This is a genomic window from Streptomyces sp. enrichment culture, assembly GCF_964272855.1.
In the GTDB taxonomy this organism is placed as follows: domain Bacteria; phylum Actinomycetota; class Actinomycetes; order Streptomycetales; family Streptomycetaceae; genus Streptomyces.
Window position 1 is genome coordinate 259,433 of sequence record NZ_OZ186847.1, and the last position, 17,845, is coordinate 277,277.

At 75.0% G+C, this 17,845-nt stretch carries 2 protein-coding genes and 1 pseudogene; all 3 read right to left on the minus strand.

Annotated elements, in window-relative coordinates; genetic code table 11:
• Positions 1-9 precede the first annotated feature (9 nt).
• A complete protein-coding gene (locus tag ACSU6L_RS00930) occupies positions 10-16,482 on the minus strand; it encodes a type I polyketide synthase (protein WP_437052524.1) in 16,473 nt (5,490 codons plus the stop codon).
• Positions 16,483-16,826: 344 nt separating this feature from the next.
• Positions 16,827-16,946, minus strand: a pseudogene (locus ACSU6L_RS00935) (VWA domain-containing protein); the annotation flags it as partial.
• A gap of 61 nt (positions 16,947-17,007) precedes the next feature.
• Positions 17,008-17,658 carry a DUF4360 domain-containing protein gene (locus tag ACSU6L_RS00940; protein WP_437052526.1) on the minus strand — a complete coding sequence of 217 codons (651 nt, stop codon included), beginning with the start codon at positions 17,656-17,658 and terminating at the stop codon, positions 17,008-17,010.
• Positions 17,659-17,845 lie beyond the last annotated feature (187 nt).

Genomic DNA, 17,845 nt, shown 5'->3' on the forward strand with positions numbered 1-17,845 from the left:
CGAGCGTCATCAAGAGTCGGGGGTGTCGAGCGCCAGCTGGATGAGCCCCTCGACGTCCATCAGATCGATCGCGTCGGCCGGCTCCTCGGCCGTCTCCGGCGCCGTCTCCTCGGGGGTCTCGGCGCCGTCCGCCAGCTCCAGCAGGGCGTCCAGCAGTCCGGCTTCCCGGAGGCGGGCGAGCGGGATGGAGGTGAGGACGCGTCTGGTCTCCGCCTCGTCCGCCGGCTCCTCGGGCGTGTCGGGTTCGGTCTCCGTGCCGAGGAGCTGGTCGCGCAGGAACGCCGCGAGCACCGTCGGTGTCGGATGGTCGAAGACCGCGGTGACCGGGAGCCGCAGGCCGGTGGCCTCGTTGAGCCGGTTGCGGAGTTCCACCGCGGTCAGGGAGTCGAAGCCGACGTCCTTGAACGGCCGGTTCACGTCCACGGCTTGGGCGTCGCCGCGGCCCAGCACGGTCGCGACGAGGTCGCGGACCAGGTCGACCAGGGCCCGCTTGCGCTGGGCGGCGGTGAGCCCGGTGAGGCGCCGCAGCAGCGGGCTGGTGCCGTCCTCGTCGCCGTCGGGTGCGCTGTCCGCGGCGAGCAGGGCGCGTACCTCGGGGATGCCGCCGAGCAGCGGGCTGGGGCGGGCGGCGGTGAAGGCCGCGGCGAACCGTTCCCAGTCGACGTCCGCGACGACGGGGCAGGTCTCGTCCTGGTCGAGGAGCTGCTGGAGTGCCTCGATGGCCAGCTTGGGCGGCAGCAGCGGCAGTCCGCGCCGGTCCAGGGTGCCTTCGGCGACGTGGTCGGCGACCATGCCGCGTTCGGCCCACGGTCCCCAGGCCACGGAGGTGGCGGCGAGTCCGCGTGCCCGGCGGTGGCCGGCGAGCGCGTCGAGGTAGGCGTTGGCGGCCGAGTAGGCGGCGTGTTCGGCGCTGCCCCAGACTCCGGCGATGGAGGAGAACAGCACGAACGCGTCGAGGGGGCGGTCGTGGAGGAGGTCGTCGAGGACGGCGGCGCCGCGGACCTTGGCGCCGACCACCAACGCCAGCTCCGCCAGGTCGAGTTCGTCCAGGGTGGACAGGCGGTTGACGCCCGCGGTGTGGAATACGGCCGTGAGCGGGTGGTCGCGTTCGACGTCGGCGAGCAGCGCGGCCATGGCGGTGCGGTCGGTGACGTCGCAGGCGGCCACGGTGATCCGGCAGCCGAGTTCGGTCAGTTCGGTCTCCAGCGCCTCGGCGTCCGGGGCGGCGCGCCCGGCGCGGCTGACCAGGACGACGTGGTCGGCGCCGGTGCGGGCCAGCCGGCGGGCGACCTGGCTGCCGAGGGCGCCGGTGCCACCGGTGACGAGCACGGTCCCGGACGGCTGCCAGGGGCGGCCGCCTGCGGCGGTGGTGGCCGGGACGAGCCGGCAGGCGTGGACGCCGGCGGCGCGCAGCGCGAGCTGGTCCTCGTCGCCCGGGTCGGCCAGGATGCCGCGCAGCCGGGTGCGGGCCCGCTCGTCGAGCGTGTCGGGCAGGTCCACGAGCCCGCCCCAGCGCTTGGGGTGTTCCAGGCCCATGACGCGGCCCAGGCCCCAGGTGAGGGCCTGGAGCGGGGCGGCGACCGGGTCGGACGGGTCCGCCTGGACGGCGCCGCGGGTGGCGCACCACAGCGGCGCGTCGATGCCCAGGTCGCCGAGGGCCTGGATCAGGGACAGGGTGAGGACCTGGCCGAGCGGCAGCTCGGGGTGGTGCGGGTGGGTGGTCTCGTCGAGGGCGAGCAGTGACAGCACGCCGTCGACCGGGCCGTCCTCGGGCAGCGCGTCCCGCAGGCGTGCGGCGAGCGCCGCGCGGTTCCCGTCGCCCCCGGTGACGGTCACCGGGACGGTGCGGGACGCCAGGCCGGCGAGGGCGTCGGCGGTGTGCCGCGCCTGCTCGCCCGGCGGCACGAGCAGCAGCCAGGTGCCGGTGAGGGCGGGCCGGGACGGTTCGGGCAGGCGCTGCCAGTCGATCCGGTAGCGCCAGCCGTCGACGGTGGTGCGTTCCCGGCGCTGTCGTCGCCAGGACGACAGGACGGGCAGGACGGCGCCGAGGGCGGAGCGGTCCTCGTCCGTGTCCCCGACGCGCAGCGCGTCGGCGAGCGCGGCGAGGTCCTGCTGTTCGACGGCCTCCCAGAAGCGGGCCTCCGTCGGGTCGGCCACGCGGGCCGGTGCGGCGGCCGGGGTGGGCCAGAAACGTTCCCGCTGGAAGGCGTACGTCGGCAGGTCCACCCGCTGCCGGGCGGGGCCGCCGAGCACGGCCGGCCAGTCGACCGCGGTGCCGCGGACGTGGGCCTCGGCGAGCGAGGTGAGGAAGCGGTCCAGGCCGCCCTGGTCGCGGCGGAGCGAGCCGACCACGGTGCCGTCGGTCACGGGCTCGTCGCCCTCGTCGAGGGTTTCCTGGAGGGCCATGCCGAGCACGGGGTGCGGGCTCATCTCGACGAACACGCGGTGCCCGGAGTCGAGCAGGGCGCGGGTGGTGGGGGCGAACTGCACGGTCTGCCGCAGGTTGGTGTACCAGTACGCCGCGTCCAGGCCGGTGGTGTCGACGCGCTCGCCGGTCACCGTGGAGTGGAACGGCACCCGCGACGCGACCGGCGCGACCGGGGCCAGCAGCTCCAGCAGTTCGGCGTGGATCGCCTCGACCTGGGGGCTGTGCGAGGCGTAGTCCACGGGGATGCGGCGGGCCCGGATGCCGGCGGCGGTCAGTTCGGCGTGCAGCCCGTCCAGGGCCTCGGGGTCGCCGGCGAGCACGACGGAGCCGGGTCCGTTGAGCGCGGCGACGGCGAGCCGGTCGCCCCAGGGCGCCAGCCACGGTCCGAGGTCCGCCTCGGGCAGCGCGACGGACATCATGCCGCCGCGCCCGGCCAGCGCCACCAGGGCGCGGCTGCGCAGCGCCACGACGCGTGCGGCGTCCTCCAGCGTGAGCGCGCCGGCCACGTGAGCGGCGGCGATCTCGCCCTGGGAGTGTCCGATGACGGCGTCGGGGTGCACACCGCAGGAGCGCCACAGCGCGGCGAGCGACACCATCACCGCGAACAGCACCGGCTGGACGACGTCCACCCGCTCCAGGGAGGGCGCGTCCTCGGTTTCGCCGAGGACGTCCATGAGGGACCAGTCGACGAACGGCGCCAGCGCCTCCTCGCAGGCGAGCAGCTGCTCGCGGAACACGTCCGAGGCGGCCATGAGTTCGCGGGCCATGCCGGCCCACTGGGCGCCCTGGCCGGGGAAGACGAAGACGACCTTGCCGCCGGGGCCCGCGGTGCCGCGGACCAGGTTCGGGTCGGTGCCGCCGTCGGCGAGGGCGCGCAGCCCGTCCAGGAAGTCCTCGTGCCGGTCGGCCACGACCGCCGCCCGGTGGTCGAGGGCGGCCCTGCCGGTGTGCAGGGCGTGCGCCACGTCGGTGACGGCGGGGGCCGGGCCGGTGCCGATCCGCTCCAGCAGGCGGGCGGCCTGCTCGCGCAGCGCCGTGTCGTCGGCGGCGGACAGCAGCCAGGCGGTGGGCCGGTCCTGCGGGGCCGGCTCCGGCTGGTCGTCGCCGGGTACGGCCGGTTCGGGGGCCTGTTCGACGATGACGTGGGCGTTGGTGCCGCTGACGCCGAAGGAGGAGACGCCCGCGCGGCGTGGCCGGTCGCCTTCCGGCCACGCCATGTTCTCCGTCAGCAGCGCGACGGCGCCGGCGGACCAGTCGACGTGCGGGGACGGCTCGTCCACGTGCAGCGTGCGCGGCAGTTCACCGTGGCGCATCGCCATCACCATCTTGATGACACCCGCGACACCCGCCGCGGCCTGCGTGTGCCCGATGTTCGACTTCACCGAACCCAGCCACAACGGCCGGTCCTCCGACCGGTCCTGGCCGTAGGTCGCCAGCAGCGCCTGCGCCTCGATCGGGTCACCCAGCGTCGTGCCCGTACCGTGCGCCTCCACGACATCGACATCCGCCGTCGTCAGCCGCGCGTTGGCGAGCGCCTGACGGATCACCCGCTGCTGCGACGGACCGTTCGGCGCCGTCAGACCGTTCGACGCACCGTCCTGGTTGACCGCGCTGCCCCGCAGCACCGCCAACACGGGATGCCCGTTGCGGCGGGCGTCAGACAGCCGCTCCACCAGCAGCATGCCCACACCCTCACCCCAGCCCGTGCCATCGGCTTCGGCCGCGAACGCCTTGCAGCGGCCGTCCGGGGAGAGCCCGCGCTGGCGGGAGAACTCGATGAACAGCCCCGGCGTGGACAGGACGGTCACACCGCCGGCCAGCGCCATGGAGCACTCGCCCTGCCGCAGCGCCTGCGCGGCGAGGTGCAGCGCGACCAGCGAGGACGAGCAGGCGGTGTCGACGGTGACGGCGGGGCCCTCGAAGCCGAACGTGTAGGCGACGCGGCCGGACAGGACGCTGCCCGCGCTGCCGATGCCGATGTAGCCCTCGGCGGCGTCCGCGGAGGCGCCGGACAGGGCGCTGTAGTCCTGGTTGCTGATGCCGGCGAAGACGCCGGTCTGGCTGCCCTTGAGGGCGGTCGGGTCGATGCCCGCCCGCTCGAAGACCTCCCAGGAGGTCTCCAGGAGCAGCCGCTGCTGCGGGTCCATGGCCAGCGCCTCACGCGGGCTGATGCCGAAGAACGAGGCGTCGAAGCCGGCGACGTCGTGGAGGAATCCGCCGGCGCGGGTGTACGAGGTGCCCTGGTGGTCGGGGTCCGGGTGGTACAGCCCGTCCAGGTCCCAGCCGCGGTCGGTGGGGAAGCCGGAGATGGCGTCGGCGCCGTCGGCGACGAGCCGCCACAGCTCCTCCGGGGAGGCCACGCCGCCGGGGAAACGGCAGGACATGGCGACGATGGCGATCGGTTCCGTGTCGGCGCCGGCGACGGCGGTCTGCGGCAGGTACTCGGCGGTCGCGGAACCGGCCGACTCCGCGTTCAGGAAGCGGGCCAGGGCGGTCGGGGTCGGGTGGTCGAAGACCAGGGTCGCGGGCAGGCTCAGCCCGGTGACCTGGCCGAGCCGGTTGCGCAGCTGGACGGCGGCCAGCGAGTCGAAGCCGGTGTCCTTGAACGCCTTGTCGGCCGGGACGGCCGCCGGCGAGGCGTGTCCGAGGACCAGGGCGACCTGCTCGCGGACCAGGTCCAGCAGGGCGCCTTCGCGTTCGTCGGCGGGCAGCGCGGCGATCCGCTGCCGCCACTCGTCGCCCTGGCCGGTGTCCGTCCCGCCGCTGCCGGTCAGGTGGTCACGGACCTCGGGCAGGTCGCTCAGCAGGGCGCTCGGGCGCTGCGCGGCGAACACCTCGGCGAACCGGGCCCAGTCGACGTCGGCCACGGCGGTGACCGCCGCGCCGCTCTGGACGGTCCGGCGCATGGCCTCGACGGCGGTCTCACGGTCCATCGGCGCGAGGCCGAGTCGGCGCAGGCGGTCGCCGTCCGGGTCCTCTGCGGCGGCCATGCCGGCCCCGGCCCAGGGACCCCAGGCGATCGTGGTGGCGGGCAGGCCGTCGGCCCGGCGCAGTTCGGCGAGGGCGTCCAGGTAGGCGTTGGCGGCGGCGTAGTTGGCCTGTCCGGCGTTGCCCAGTGTGCCGGCGATCGACGAGAACAGCACGAACGCCGTCAGGTGGAGGTCCGCCGTCAGCTCGTGCAGGTTGCGGGCGGCGTCCGCCTTGGGGCGCAGCACCCGGGCGAACCGCTCGGGCGTCTGGCCGTCCAGCACGCCGTCGTCGAGCACTCCGGCCGCGTGGATCACCGCGGTCAGCGGCCGTCCGTCCGGCATCGCGGAGAGCAGTGCGGCGAGGGCATCGCGGTCGGCCGCGTCGCAGGCCGCGATGGTCACGTCGGCGCCGAGCGCGGTCAGTTCGTCACGGAGTTCGGTGGCGCCCTCGGCGTCGGGGCCGCGTCGGCTGGTGAGCAGCAGGTGCTCGGCGCCGTTGCGGGCGAGCCAGCGGGCGACCTCGGCGCCCAGGGCGCCGGTGCCGCCGGTCACCAGGACGGTTCCGCGGGGCTGCCACGGCGTCACGTCGGCGCTCTCGCGCGGGGCGCGGGTGAGGCGTCGTACGGCCACGCCCGAGGCGCGGACCGCCAGCTGGTCCTCGGAGGCTGGGTCCGCCAGCACGGCGGTCAGCCGGGACAGGGACCGCTCGTCGGGGGTCTCGGGCAGGTCGACGAGGCCGCCCCAGCGGTCCGGGTGCTCCAGCGCGGCGACCCGGCCGAGGCCCCAGATCTGGGCCTGTCCGGGGTGGGCGGGGCGGTCGGCGCGGCTCACGGAGACCGCGCCGGTCGTCAGGCACCACAGCGGCGCCGTCGTCTCGGCGTCGCCCAGCGCCTGCATCAGGGCGAGGGTGCCGGCGAGGCCCTGGGACACGGCCGGCTGCCGCGGGTGCGGCGCGTCGGCGAGGGCCAGCAGGGAGACGACTCCGTCGATGGGTCCGCCGGTCTCGGCGACCGACGAGGTGACGCTTTCGGCGAGCGCGGCGCGTTCGCAGGTGGCGGGGTCGACCACGAGCGGCAGCACACGGGCGCCCCGCGCGGTGAGCGCCGGGAGCGTGGCGGCGACCCACGGGTGGTCCTCCAGGCCCTGCGGGAGCACCGCCAGCCAGGTGCCGGTCGGCACCTGGTCCGGTCCGTCCGCCACGGTCTGCCAGGTGACGCGGTACCGCCAGGAGTCGGCGACGTGCCGGGTCCGGTGCCGCCTGCGCCAGGAGGCCAGCGCCGGGAGCGCCGCCGACAGCGACGCCCGGTCGTCCTCGGCCAGCTCCAGCGCCTCGGCGACCGCTGCCGCGTCGGACCGTTCGACGGCGTCCCAGAACGCGGCGTCCACCGGGTCCGCGCTGTCGGTGGGCGCGGTGGCCTCGGGCCAGTACCGCGCCCGCTGGAAGGCGTACGTCGGCAGTTCCGCCGGGCGTGCGCCGCGTCCCGCGAAGAAGGCAGCCCAGTCGACGGTGGCTCCGCGGACGTGGGCGTGCGCGACGGCGGCGGTCAGGGTCCGCGCCTCGGGGTGGTCGGACCGCAGCGCGGGCAGGAACTCCGCGCCGTCGATGCCGTCCTGGCCCAGCGCGGACAGCACACCGTCGGGGCCGAGTTCGACGAGGGTGCGCACACCGTGCTCGTCGAGCGTCCGCATGCCGTCCGCGAAACGCACCGCTTCACGGACGTGCCGCACCCAGTATTCCGGGTCGCACAATTCCTCGGCGCCCGCGGCCGTACCCGTCAGATTCGACACGACGGGAATGCGCGGCGCCTGATAGGACAATCCCTCGGCGACGCGACGGAATTCCGCGAGCATCGGTTCCATTCGCGGCGAATGGAATGCGTGTGAAACCGTCAGCCGCTTGGTCTTGCGGCCCTGCTCGGCGAAACGGGCGGCGATCTCCAGTACGACGTCCTCGTCCCCGGAAATCACCAGCGACGACGGCCCGTTGACAGCGGCGACCGACACCGTGTTCAGGCCACTGAGCGCTTCCGTGACCTCGTTCTCGGTCGCCTCGACGGCCACCATGGCGCCGCCGGACGGCAGTGCCTGCATCAGCCGGCCGCGCGCGGCGACCAGCGTGCACGCGTCCTCCAGGGACCAGACCCCCGCCACATGCGCGGCGGCCAGCTCGCCGATGGAGTGGCCGAGCAGGACGTCCGGTGTGACGCCCCAGGACTCCAGGAGCCGGAACAGCGCCACTTCGAGGGCGAAGAGAGCCGCCTGCGTGTAGAGGGTCTGGTTCAGCGCGGACGCGTCCTCGAAGACCACGTCCTTCAGCGGCCGGTCCAGCTCCGCGTCGAACCGGGCGCACACCGCGTCGAACGCCTCCGCGAACACCGGGAACGCGGCATACAGCTCACGGCCCATCCCGACGCGCTGCGCGCCCTGCCCCGTGAAAAGGAACGCCGTCCTGCCCGGTTCGGCGGCGACGCCGCGCAGCACACCGGCGCTGTCGCGGCCCTCGGCGAGGGCGGTCAGGGCGGTCAGGAACGCGTCCGGGTCGTCGGCGACGACGGCCGCGCGGTGGTCCAGCGCCGCGCGGGCGGTGGCGAGGGTGAGGCCGATGCCGGCCGGGTCGGGGGCGTCGGCGGCGCGGACGCGGGTGAGCAGGCGCCGCGCCTGGTCCGCGAGTCCCTGCGCGGTGGCCGCCGACAGCAGCCAGGGCAGGACCGGGGTGGTGACGCGCGCCGGGGCGGCGGCGGGTTCGTCGGCGGGCGGTGCCTGTTCGAGGACGGCGTGGGCGTTGGTGCCGCCGATGCCGAAGGAGGAGACGGCGGCCCGGCGGGGCCGGTCGAGGACGGGCCAGTCGCGGGTCTCGGTGAGCAGTTCCACCGCGCCCATGGACCAGTCGGCCTGGGGGGTCGGCTCGTCGACGTGGAGGGTGCGCGGCAGCACACCGTGCCGCATCGCCATCACCATCTTGATGACGCCGGCGACACCTGCGGCGGCCTGCGTGTGTCCGATGTTGGACTTCACCGAGCCCAGCCACAGGGGCTGTTCCCGGTCCTGTCCGTAGGTGGCGAGCAGCGCCTGGACCTCGATGGGGTCGCCCAGCCGGGTCCCGGTGCCGTGGGCCTCGACGGCGTCCACCTCGGCGGCGGTCAGGCCCGCGCTGTCCAGGGCCTGGCGGATCACTCGCTGCTGAGAGGGGCCGTTGGGGGCGGTGAGGCCGTTGGACGCGCCGTCCTGGTTGACCGCCGAGCCCCGCAGCACGGCGAGCACCTGGTGGCCGTTGCGCCGGGCGTCCGACAGGCGCTCCACGAGGAGGACGCCGACGCCCTCGGACCAGCCGGTGCCGTCCGCGTCCTTGGCGAAGGACTTGCAGCGGCCGTCGGGGGCGAGGCCGCGCTGCCGGGAGAACTCCACGAAGGTGGAGGGCGTCGCCATGACGGTGACGCCGCCGGCCAGGGCAAGTTCGCACTCGCCCTGCCGCAGCGCCTGCGCGGCGAGGTGCAGGGCGACCAGCGAGGACGAGCAGGCGGTGTCGACGGTGACCGCGGGGCCTTCGAGCCCGAAGGTGTAGGCGACGCGGCCGGAGAGGACGCTGCCCGCGGTGCCGGTGACGGTGTAGCCCTCTGCCTCGCCGGAGAGTCCGGCGGAGTGGGCGGCGTAGTCGTGGTACATCAGGCCGGCGAACACGCCGGTCCGGCTGCCCTTGAGGGCGGTCGGGTCGAGGCCCGCCCGTTCGAAGACCTCCCAGGACGTCTCCAGCAGCAGCCGCTGCTGCGGGTCCATCGCCAGCGCCTCACGCGGGGAGATCCCGAACAGTCCGGCGTCGAATTGCCCGGCGTCGTACAGGAATCCGCCGGAGCGGGTGTACGACGTGCCCTGGTGGTCGGGGTCCGGGTGGTACAGGCCGTCCAGGTCCCAGCCGCGGTCGGCGGGGAACTCCCCGATGCCCTCCAGCTCGGAGACGACGAGCCGCCACAGCTCCTCGGGGGAGTTGACGCCACCCGGGTAGCGGCAGGCCATGCCGACGATGGCGATCGGCTCGTCCGGGTCCGCCGCCGGGGTGCGCCGGGCGGGCACGGTCTCGGGCTGCCGGTCGCGCAGGAGTTCGCCGTGCAGGTGGCGGGCGACGGCGAGCGGAGTGGGGTGGTCGAACACCAGGGTGGGCGGCAGGCGCAGGCCGACGGCCGTGCCCAGCTGGTTGCGGAGTTCGATCGCGGTCAGCGAGTCGTAGCCGAGGTCCTTGAAGGCCTGCTCGGCTCCGACGGCGTCGGCCGAGCCGTGGCCGAGGACGGCGGCGACCTGCTCGCGGACCAGGGTGAGCAGGGTGCGGTGCTGTTCCGCCTCGGGCAGTGCCGCGAGCCGTCCGGCCAGGGTCGCCGGGCGGTCGCCGGTGCCGGGGGCGGCGGGGCGCGCCGGGCCGGCGGGCCGCACCAGGTGCCGCAGCAGGGCGGGCACGGGCCGGCCGGGGGCCTGGGCGCGGAGGCCGGCGAGGTCCAGGCGGGCGGGCACCAGCAGGGCGCGGTCGTGGCGAACGGCCGCGTCGAACAGGGCGAGTCCCTGCTCGGTGGGGATGGGCTGGATGCCGGAGCGGGCCATCCGGGTCAGGTCCGCCTCGGCGAGTTCGCCGGTCATGCCGGAGGCCTGCTCCCACAGTCCCCACGCGGGCGCGGTGGCGGGCAGGCCCTGGGCGCGGCGGGTGTGGGCGAGGGCGTCGGTGAAGGTGTTCGCGGCGGCGTAGTTGGCCTGGCCGGGGCCGCCGAGGTGGCCGTTGACGGAGGAGAAGAGCACGAACGCGGCGAGGTTCGCGTCCCGGGTCAGCTCGTGGAGGTGCCACGCGCCGTCCGTCTTGGGGCGCATGACCTGGTCGAGGCGGTCGGCTGTCAGGGCCTCGATGACGCCGTCGTCGGTCAGGCCCGCGGTGTGCACGACCGCCGTGAGGGGGTGCGCGGCCGGGACGCGGGCGAGCAGGTCGGCGAGCGCGTCGCGGTCGGCGATGTCGCAGGCGGCGACGGTGACGTCGGCGCCGAGGGCGCCGAGTTCGTCGCGGAAGCCGGGCATGCCGGGGGCGTCGAGGCCGCGGCGGCCGGTGAGCAGCAGGTGCCGGGCACCGTGCTCGGTGACCAGGTGGCGGGCGACCAGCCGTCCGAGGGTGCCGGTGGCACCGGTGACCAGGACCGTGCCGTCCGGGTCGAGCAGGGGCGTCTCGGGGTCCGTGGCGGCGGGCGGGGCGGCGGTGAGCCGCGGGGTGAGGATCGTGCCGTCGCGCAGGGCCAGCTGGGGTTCGCCGGTGGCGACGGCGCCGGGCAGCGAGGCGGTGGACCGGGGGTCCGTGTCGAGGTCGACGAGGACGAACCGGCCGGGGTGCTCGGTCTGCGCGGAGCGGATCAGGCCCCACAAGGGCGCGTGCGTGAGGTCGGTGACGGGCTCCTCGGGGCGCGTGCCGATCGCGCCGCGGGTGGTGACCACGAGGGTGGTGCCGGCGAGCCGGGGGTCGGCCAGCAGGTCCTGGACCAGGGCCAGCAGGGCGGCGGTGGCGGCGCGGGCGGCGGCGGGTCCGGCGTCGATATCGGCGGCGGTGTGCGGGGTGAGCAGGACGTCCGGGGCCGGGGCGCCGGAGTCGAGGCTCTGCCGCAGGGCGGCGAGACCGGCGTGGCTCGCCACGGTCGCCCCGGCGTCGGCGAGGGCGGCGCCCAGGCCGTCCGCGAGAGGGCCGAGGACGGCCCAGGACGTGGGGGCCGGGCGCTGGGTCGTGGTTCCCGTCGGCGCCCAGTCCACCTGGTAGAGGGAGCGGGTGGCGGCGGAGCGCAGCCGGTCCGCCGAGACCGGGCGCATCACCAGCGAGTCGATCGTGGCCACCGGGTGGCCCAGCGGGTCGGTGGCGGTGACCGTCAGCCCGCCGCCGTCGGCGCGGTCGCCGGAGGCGATACGGATGCGGAGGGTGTCGGCGCCGGTCCTGCGCAGGGTGACGCCGCTGAACGCGAACGGCAGCCGCGGGGCCGCACCGGACGCCTCGGCGGCGTCGCCGACGCTGTCGAGCAGCGCGGCGTGCAGGGCGGCGTCCAGCAGGGCGGGGTGGATGCCGAAGCGGCCGGCCTCGCCGCGCTGCGCGCCTTCCAGGGCGACCTCGGCGAACACCTCGGGGGCTCCGGTGTCCCGGCGCCAGGCGCCGCGCAGACCGCGGAACTCCGGCCCGTAGGCGTACCCGAGGTCGGCGAGCGCGTCGTAGAGGCCGTCCAGCGCGACGGGGGTCGCGTCCCGCGGCGGCCACGGCGCGGACGGTTCGGGGAGGGGGTCGGGCACGGTGCCCAGCAGGCCGGTGGCGTGCCGGGTCCAGGGGGCGTCGGTGTCGTCCTGCTCGGCGCGCGAGTGGACGCCGACCGGTCGGTGCCCGGTCGCGTCGGGGGCGCCGACCACGACGCGCAGGCGGGTCCCGCCGTGCTCGGGGAGGACCAGCGGGGCCTCGACGGTCAGTTCCGAGACGTGATCGCAGCCCGCGGCGGCCGCGGCGTGCAGGGCCATCTCGACGAAGGCGGTGCCGGGCACCAGGACCTGCCCGAGTACCTGGTGGTCGGCGAGCCAGGGGTGGGTGTCCAGGGACAGCCGGCCGGTGAACAGCAGCCCGTCGGAGCCGGGGAGTTCGGCGGCGGCCATCAGCAGCGGGTGGTCGCCGTCCAGCAGGCCCGCCGCGGCGACGTTCCGGTCGGCGGCGCCCGGCAGCAGCCAGTACCGCTCACGGTGGAAGGGGTGGCCGGGCAGCGGCACGGGCCGCGCGTCCCGGCCGGCGAACGCCTCGGACCAGCGCACCGGTACGCCCGCCACGTGCGCCTCGGCCAGCGAGGTCAGCAGCCGGGCGGGGCCGCCGTCGGAGCGCCGCAGGGTGCCTACGACCAGGGCGTCGTCGGCGTCGGCGGCGGCGAAGGTCTCCTCGAGTCCGACGCTGAGCACCGGGTGCGGGCTCGCCTCGACGAAGACGCGGTGGCCGTCGGCGAGCAGGGCACGCGTGGTGCGCTCGAACTCGACCGGCCGGCGCAGATTGCGGTACCAGTACGCGGCGTCCAGTCCGTCGGTGTCGATGCGGGTGCCGGTCACCGTGGAGTAGAACGGCACGTCGCAGCCGCGCGGGGTGACCGTGGCCAGCTCGGCCAGCATCCGCTCGCGGATGGCCTCGACGCCGGCGGTGTGGGACGGGTAGTCGATCGGCACCCGGCGGGCCCGCAGGTCGCGCTCGGCGCAGCGGGCGAGGAGTTCGTCGAGGGCCGCCGGGTCACCGGCGACGACCGTGGAGGACGGTCCGTTGACGGCCGCGACGGTGAGCCGGCCCGACCAGGCGGTGATCAGCTCGCGGGCGCCTTCCTCGGGCAGCGCGAGGGAGACCATGCCGCCGGTGCCGGCGAGGCCCAGCAGCAGTCGGCTGCGCAGCGCCGCGATCCGGGCGGCGTCGGGCAGGGAGAGGGCGCCGGCCACGCAGGCGGCGGCGATCTCGCCCTGGGAGTGGCCGACGACGGCGGCGGGCCGCACACCGTGGGCGCGCCACACCTCGGCCAGCGCGACCATGACCGCGAACAGCGCGGGCTGTACGACGTCGTCGCGGTCCAGGGCGGGCGCGCCGGGCGCGCCGCGCAGGACGTCGGTCAGAGACCAGTCGACGTACGGGGCGAGGGCGTCGGCGCACTCCTGGACGCGCCGTGCGAACACCGGGGAGGTGTCGAGGAGTTCGGCGGCCATGCCGGGCCACTGGGAACCCTGGCCGGGGAAGACGAACACGGCCTCGCGGTCGGTGGCGACGGCGGTGGTGCCGCGGACCAGTCCGGGTGCGTCGCGGCCCTCGGCCAGCGCGGTCAGCGCCCGCAGCGTCTCCTGCCGGTCGGCGGCCACGAGCACCGCGCGGTGCGGCAGCAGGGCCCGGCCGGTGGCCAGGGTGTGGCCCACGTCGGCGGTGCGCAGCTCGGGGCCGGTTTCCAGCCGGGCGCGCAGCCGTGCGGCCTGCTCGCGCAGGGCGGCCTCGGAGCGGGCGGACAGGGACCAGGGCAGCGGGGTGTCGCCGCCGGAGACGGAGGCGGCGCCGGAATCGACATCGCCCTCAACGTCGGCATCGGCATCGGCCGGTGTCGGCTCCGACTCGATGATCACGTGCGCGTTGGTGCCGCTGATGCCGAAGGCGGAGACCGCGCCGCGCCGGACGGGGCCGCGGTCGGGCCAGGCGACCGTGTCGGTGAGCAGTTCGACGTGTCCCGCCGACCAGTCGACGTGGCTGGTCGGCCGGTCGGTGTGGAGGGTGCGGGGCAGCCGGCCGTGGCGCAGCGCGAGCACCATCTTGATGACGCCGGCGACTCCGGCGGCGGCCTGGGTGTGTCCGATGTTGGACTTCAGGGAGCCGAGCAGCAGCGGCTGTTCGGCGGTGTGGGCGCGCCCGTAGGTGGCGAGCAGCGCCTCGGCCTCGATGGGATCGCCGAGCCGGGTGCCGGTGCCGTGGGCCTCGACGGCGTCGACGTCCGCGGCGGTGAGCCGCGCGTTGGCGAGGGCCTGCCGGATGACGCGCTGCTGGGAGGGGCCGTTGGGGGCGGACAGGCCGTTGCTGGCGCCGTCCTGGTTGACGGCGGTGCCGCGGATCACGGCGAGCACCTGGTGGCCGTTGCGGCGGGCGTCGGAGAGCCGTTCCACGATCAGCAGGCCGACGCCCTCGGCCCAGCTGGTGCCGTCGGCGGCTTCGGCGAACGGCTTGCAGCGGCCGTCCGGGGCCAGTCCGCGCTGGCGGCTGAACTCGGCGAACATGCCGGGGTTGGGCATGATCGTGACGCCGCCGGCGACGGCGAGGGAGCAGTCTCCCTGCCGCAGCGCCTGGCCGGCCAGGTGGAGGGCCACCAGGGACGAGGAGCAGGCGGTGTCGACGGTGACGGCGGGGCCTTCGAAGCCGTAGGTGTAGGCGATGCGGCCGGAGGCGACGCTGGCGGTGTTGCCGGTGAGCAGGAAACCCTCGACGCCGTCCGGCGCCTGGTGCATGCGGGGGCCGTAGTCCTGCGTCATGGCGCCGACGAACACACCGGTGCGGCTGCCCTTGAGGGGGCCCGGGTCGATGCCGGCCGCCTCGAAGGCCCGCCAGGAGGTCTCCAGCAGCAGCCGCTGCTGCGGGTCCATGGCCAGCGCCTCACGGGGCGGGATGCCGAAGAAGGCGGCGTCGAACTCGTCGGCGTCGTGCAGGAATCCGCCTTCGCGGGTGTACGACGTGCCGGGGTGGTCGGGGTCCGGGTGGTAGAGCTTGTCGAGGTCCCAGCCGCGGTTGACGGGGAAGCCGGTGATGGCGTCGCCGCCGGCGAGCAGCAGCTCCCACAGCTGGTCGGGGCTGTGCACGTCGCCGGGGAGGCGGCACGCCATGCCGACGATGGCGATCGGCTCGTCGTCGGCGGCGGTGTCGGGCGCGACCGGCTCCTCGGCCGGCTCGGTGTCGGTGCCGCGGACGGCGCTGTGCAGCCGTCGCACCAGGGCGTCGAGGGTGGGGTGGTCGAAGACCACGGCGGCGGGCAGCCGTACGCCGAGGGCGGCGACGAGCCGGTTGCGCAGGGCCACGGCCGCCGAGGAGTCGATGCCGAGGTCGCGGAAGGCGCGGCCGGAGCCGGCGGCGACGGCGGCCTCGGCGTCGAGGACCGCGGCGAGTTCGGTGCGCACCAGGGCGGTGAGGGCGCGCGGCAGTTCGCTGTCGGGCAGTCCGGCGAATCGGGACGCGGCAGCGGTCGCGCGCCGCGGCTCCTCACGGGTGCCGGGATCGGGTGCGGGAATGTCGACGGGGCTCGGGGCGGTGCCCGCGAAGGCGCCGGTCCAGTCCACGGAGCCGCCGGCCACGTGGAGTTCGGCCATGCTGGTCAGGAAGCGCGCGCGGCCGCCCTCGGCGCGCCGCAGGGTGCCGACGACGGCGGCGTCGCTGCCGGCGTCGTCCAGGGTCTGCTGGACGCCGAGGGTGAGCACGGGGTGCGGGCTGATCTCGACGAAGGCGGTCGGCCGCTGGGTGAGCGCGGCCCGGACGGCGGTCTCGAACAGGACGGTGCCGCGCACCATGCGGTACCAGTACTCGGCGCCGAGCCGGGTGGTGTCGTAGCGGCCGCCGGTGAGCCCCGAGTAGAAGGGGATGGTGGCGGGGCCGCCGGTGATCGGGGCGAGGTCGGTCAGGAGCCGGTCGCGTACGGACTCGATCTGCGGGGAGTGGGCCGCGTAGCCGACGGAGATGAGCTGGGCGCGGACGCCTTCGGCGACGAGTTCGGTACGCAGGGCGGTGACGGCCTCGGTGTCGCCGGAGACGACGGTCCAGGACGGGCTGTTGGCGCCTGCGACGGCGAGCCGGTCGCCCCACGGTTCCAGTCGCGGGCGCAGCCGGTCGGCGGGGAGCAGGACGGAGAGCATCTCGCCGTGGCCCACCAGGGACATCTGTGCCCGGCTGAAGGCGGCGACGGCGTGCAGGGCGTCGGGGAGGGAGAGCGCCCCGGCGACGTGGGCCGCGGCGAACTCGCCCATGCTGTGGCCGACCACCGCGCCGGGCTCGACGCCGGCGGAGCGCCACAGGGCGGCGAGGGAGATCATCACGGCGACGAGCGCGGGCTGGGTGACGTCGGGCCGCGCCCAGACGGCCGGGTCCTGATCGTTCGTCAGGACGTCTTCCAGGGACCAGTCGACGTGCGGCTTCAGCGCCTCGGCGCATTCCGTCAGGGTGTCCCGGAAGACGGGCGAGGACCGCCGGAGTTCGCGGGCCATCTCGGGCCACTGGGGGCCCTGCCCGGGGAACAGGAAGACCGGTGCCGTGCCGTCGAGGGCCGTTCCGGTGACCAGGTGGGGCGCGGCGGTGCCGTCCGCCAGCGCCCGCAGCCCGAGGTCGTGTTCGGTCCGGCCGGCGCCTATGAGCACGGCCCGGTGCGGTCCCTTCGTGCCCTCGGAGTCCGCGAGGAGGGTGTGGCCGATGTCCGCGGCGGCCCATTCGGGCCGGGTGGCGAGGTGGGCGCGCAGCTGACGTGCCCGCGCGCGCAGCGCGTCCTCGGTGGATGCGGATACGACCCATGGCAACGTCGGCGAATCGTCGTCCACCTGCCGCCAAGAACGCGATTCAGCCATGCCTGGTCCCCCGTAGTCGATGAATATCTCAACGGTCTTACAACCGGACGGGGGGTCGACAACGCACAGCAGGAAATGCGGAGAAATGCGTCGCAGAGGCCGGCGTGCGGTAACCGAAATACCGTCGGCCGTCCTTGTGGACGTAACCTTTCATCCCCCGTGTCGCACGGCGCACTAGGTCCCCCGTGCCCGTGATCAACTCGCCGCCTAGCTAATACCGTGCGTCACCGGACTGTCAAGCGAGATCGCCCCGTGACCAACAGCGGAGAGTGACGAGATGAATACGACCACTCGTCTCTGACGGTCAAACAACTCAATGCCCGTCACGGATTGTTCACAGCCCGTCAGATCACGCGGAAGAGATCCGCGGCGGCGTGCACGTCGGTGACGTCCTCGATGGAGCGGAGGTTGGCGCACAGGGCCTCCAGGACCGACCCCGCGGTCGCCGTCCGGGCGATGCCAATGATGCGGCGTTCCGTTGAGCGCGTCCATGGGGGGCCGCCCGGTGGGCGGGCGGCCCTTGTGTCACCTGCCGGGACACTCCTTCCACGCCATGTGGTACACGGTGCTGATGTCGCCGTCGGTCGAGTCCATCGTCATGAAGCTGACCTTGTCCGCCGACGTCGTGCCCGCGTTGACGCGGATCTCCGTGTTGATGTTGAAGTTGCGCTGGACACCGCACGGCGCCCAGACGAGCTGCGCCCAGTCGGTGACGTCGGTGGCCTGCCAGTTGTCGTCGTAGGCGCCCGACAGCGGGTGGTTCTTGAACGCCGTCTGCGACGAGCCCTGGAAGTAGTACGAGGCCCGCTGGACGGCGGTGGCTCCGGGCTGGAGCGAGGCGAAGCCCCGGTAGTCGGCGCTGGCGATGGCGTACGTGAAGCCCTGCGGGACGTGCACGACCAGGTTGAGCTGGCAGTTCTTGCGGAACGCCGTGGGGTCGGAGCCGCCGCCGGCCTGGGCGAGGTATTCGCTGTAGGTCACCGTGAAGGCGGTGTTGTCCTCGGAGACGGCGACGGCCGCGGTGCCGGCGGGGCAGCCGGAGCCGTTGACCGTGGCGACATTGATGACGATCTTGTCCGGGGGCGGGTCGACGAACCCGGTGGACGGGTTGTGCGCGGGCAGCACGGTGGCGACGAGAGCGGCGGTAGCACCGCCCAGGAGCAGCCCACCTGTCATGGTCTCTCCCCTTCGTTCGGATCGGTGGGGGGTGGATGCGCCCGGCTCCGCGGCACATTTCTGTGAAGGAGCAATGAAATTGCTGTGAAGAGCCGGGGCGGTCGCATCGTAGGGAGCGGCCCGCGACCCGCCCAGGGGCGACTTCGGCCATTCACCCCGGCCCGTTCACACGCCCCCGGTGCCGCCG

Bases quoted from the DNA above. Each gene is read 5' to 3' on its own strand.
- ACSU6L_RS00930 (WP_437052524.1), bottom strand. From the start codon at position 16,482: ATGGCTGAATCGCGTTCTTGGCGGCAGGTGGACGACGATTCGCCGACG.
- ACSU6L_RS00940 (WP_437052526.1), bottom strand. From the start codon at position 17,658: ATGACAGGTGGGCTGCTCCTGGGCGGTGCTACCGCCGCTCTCGTCGCC.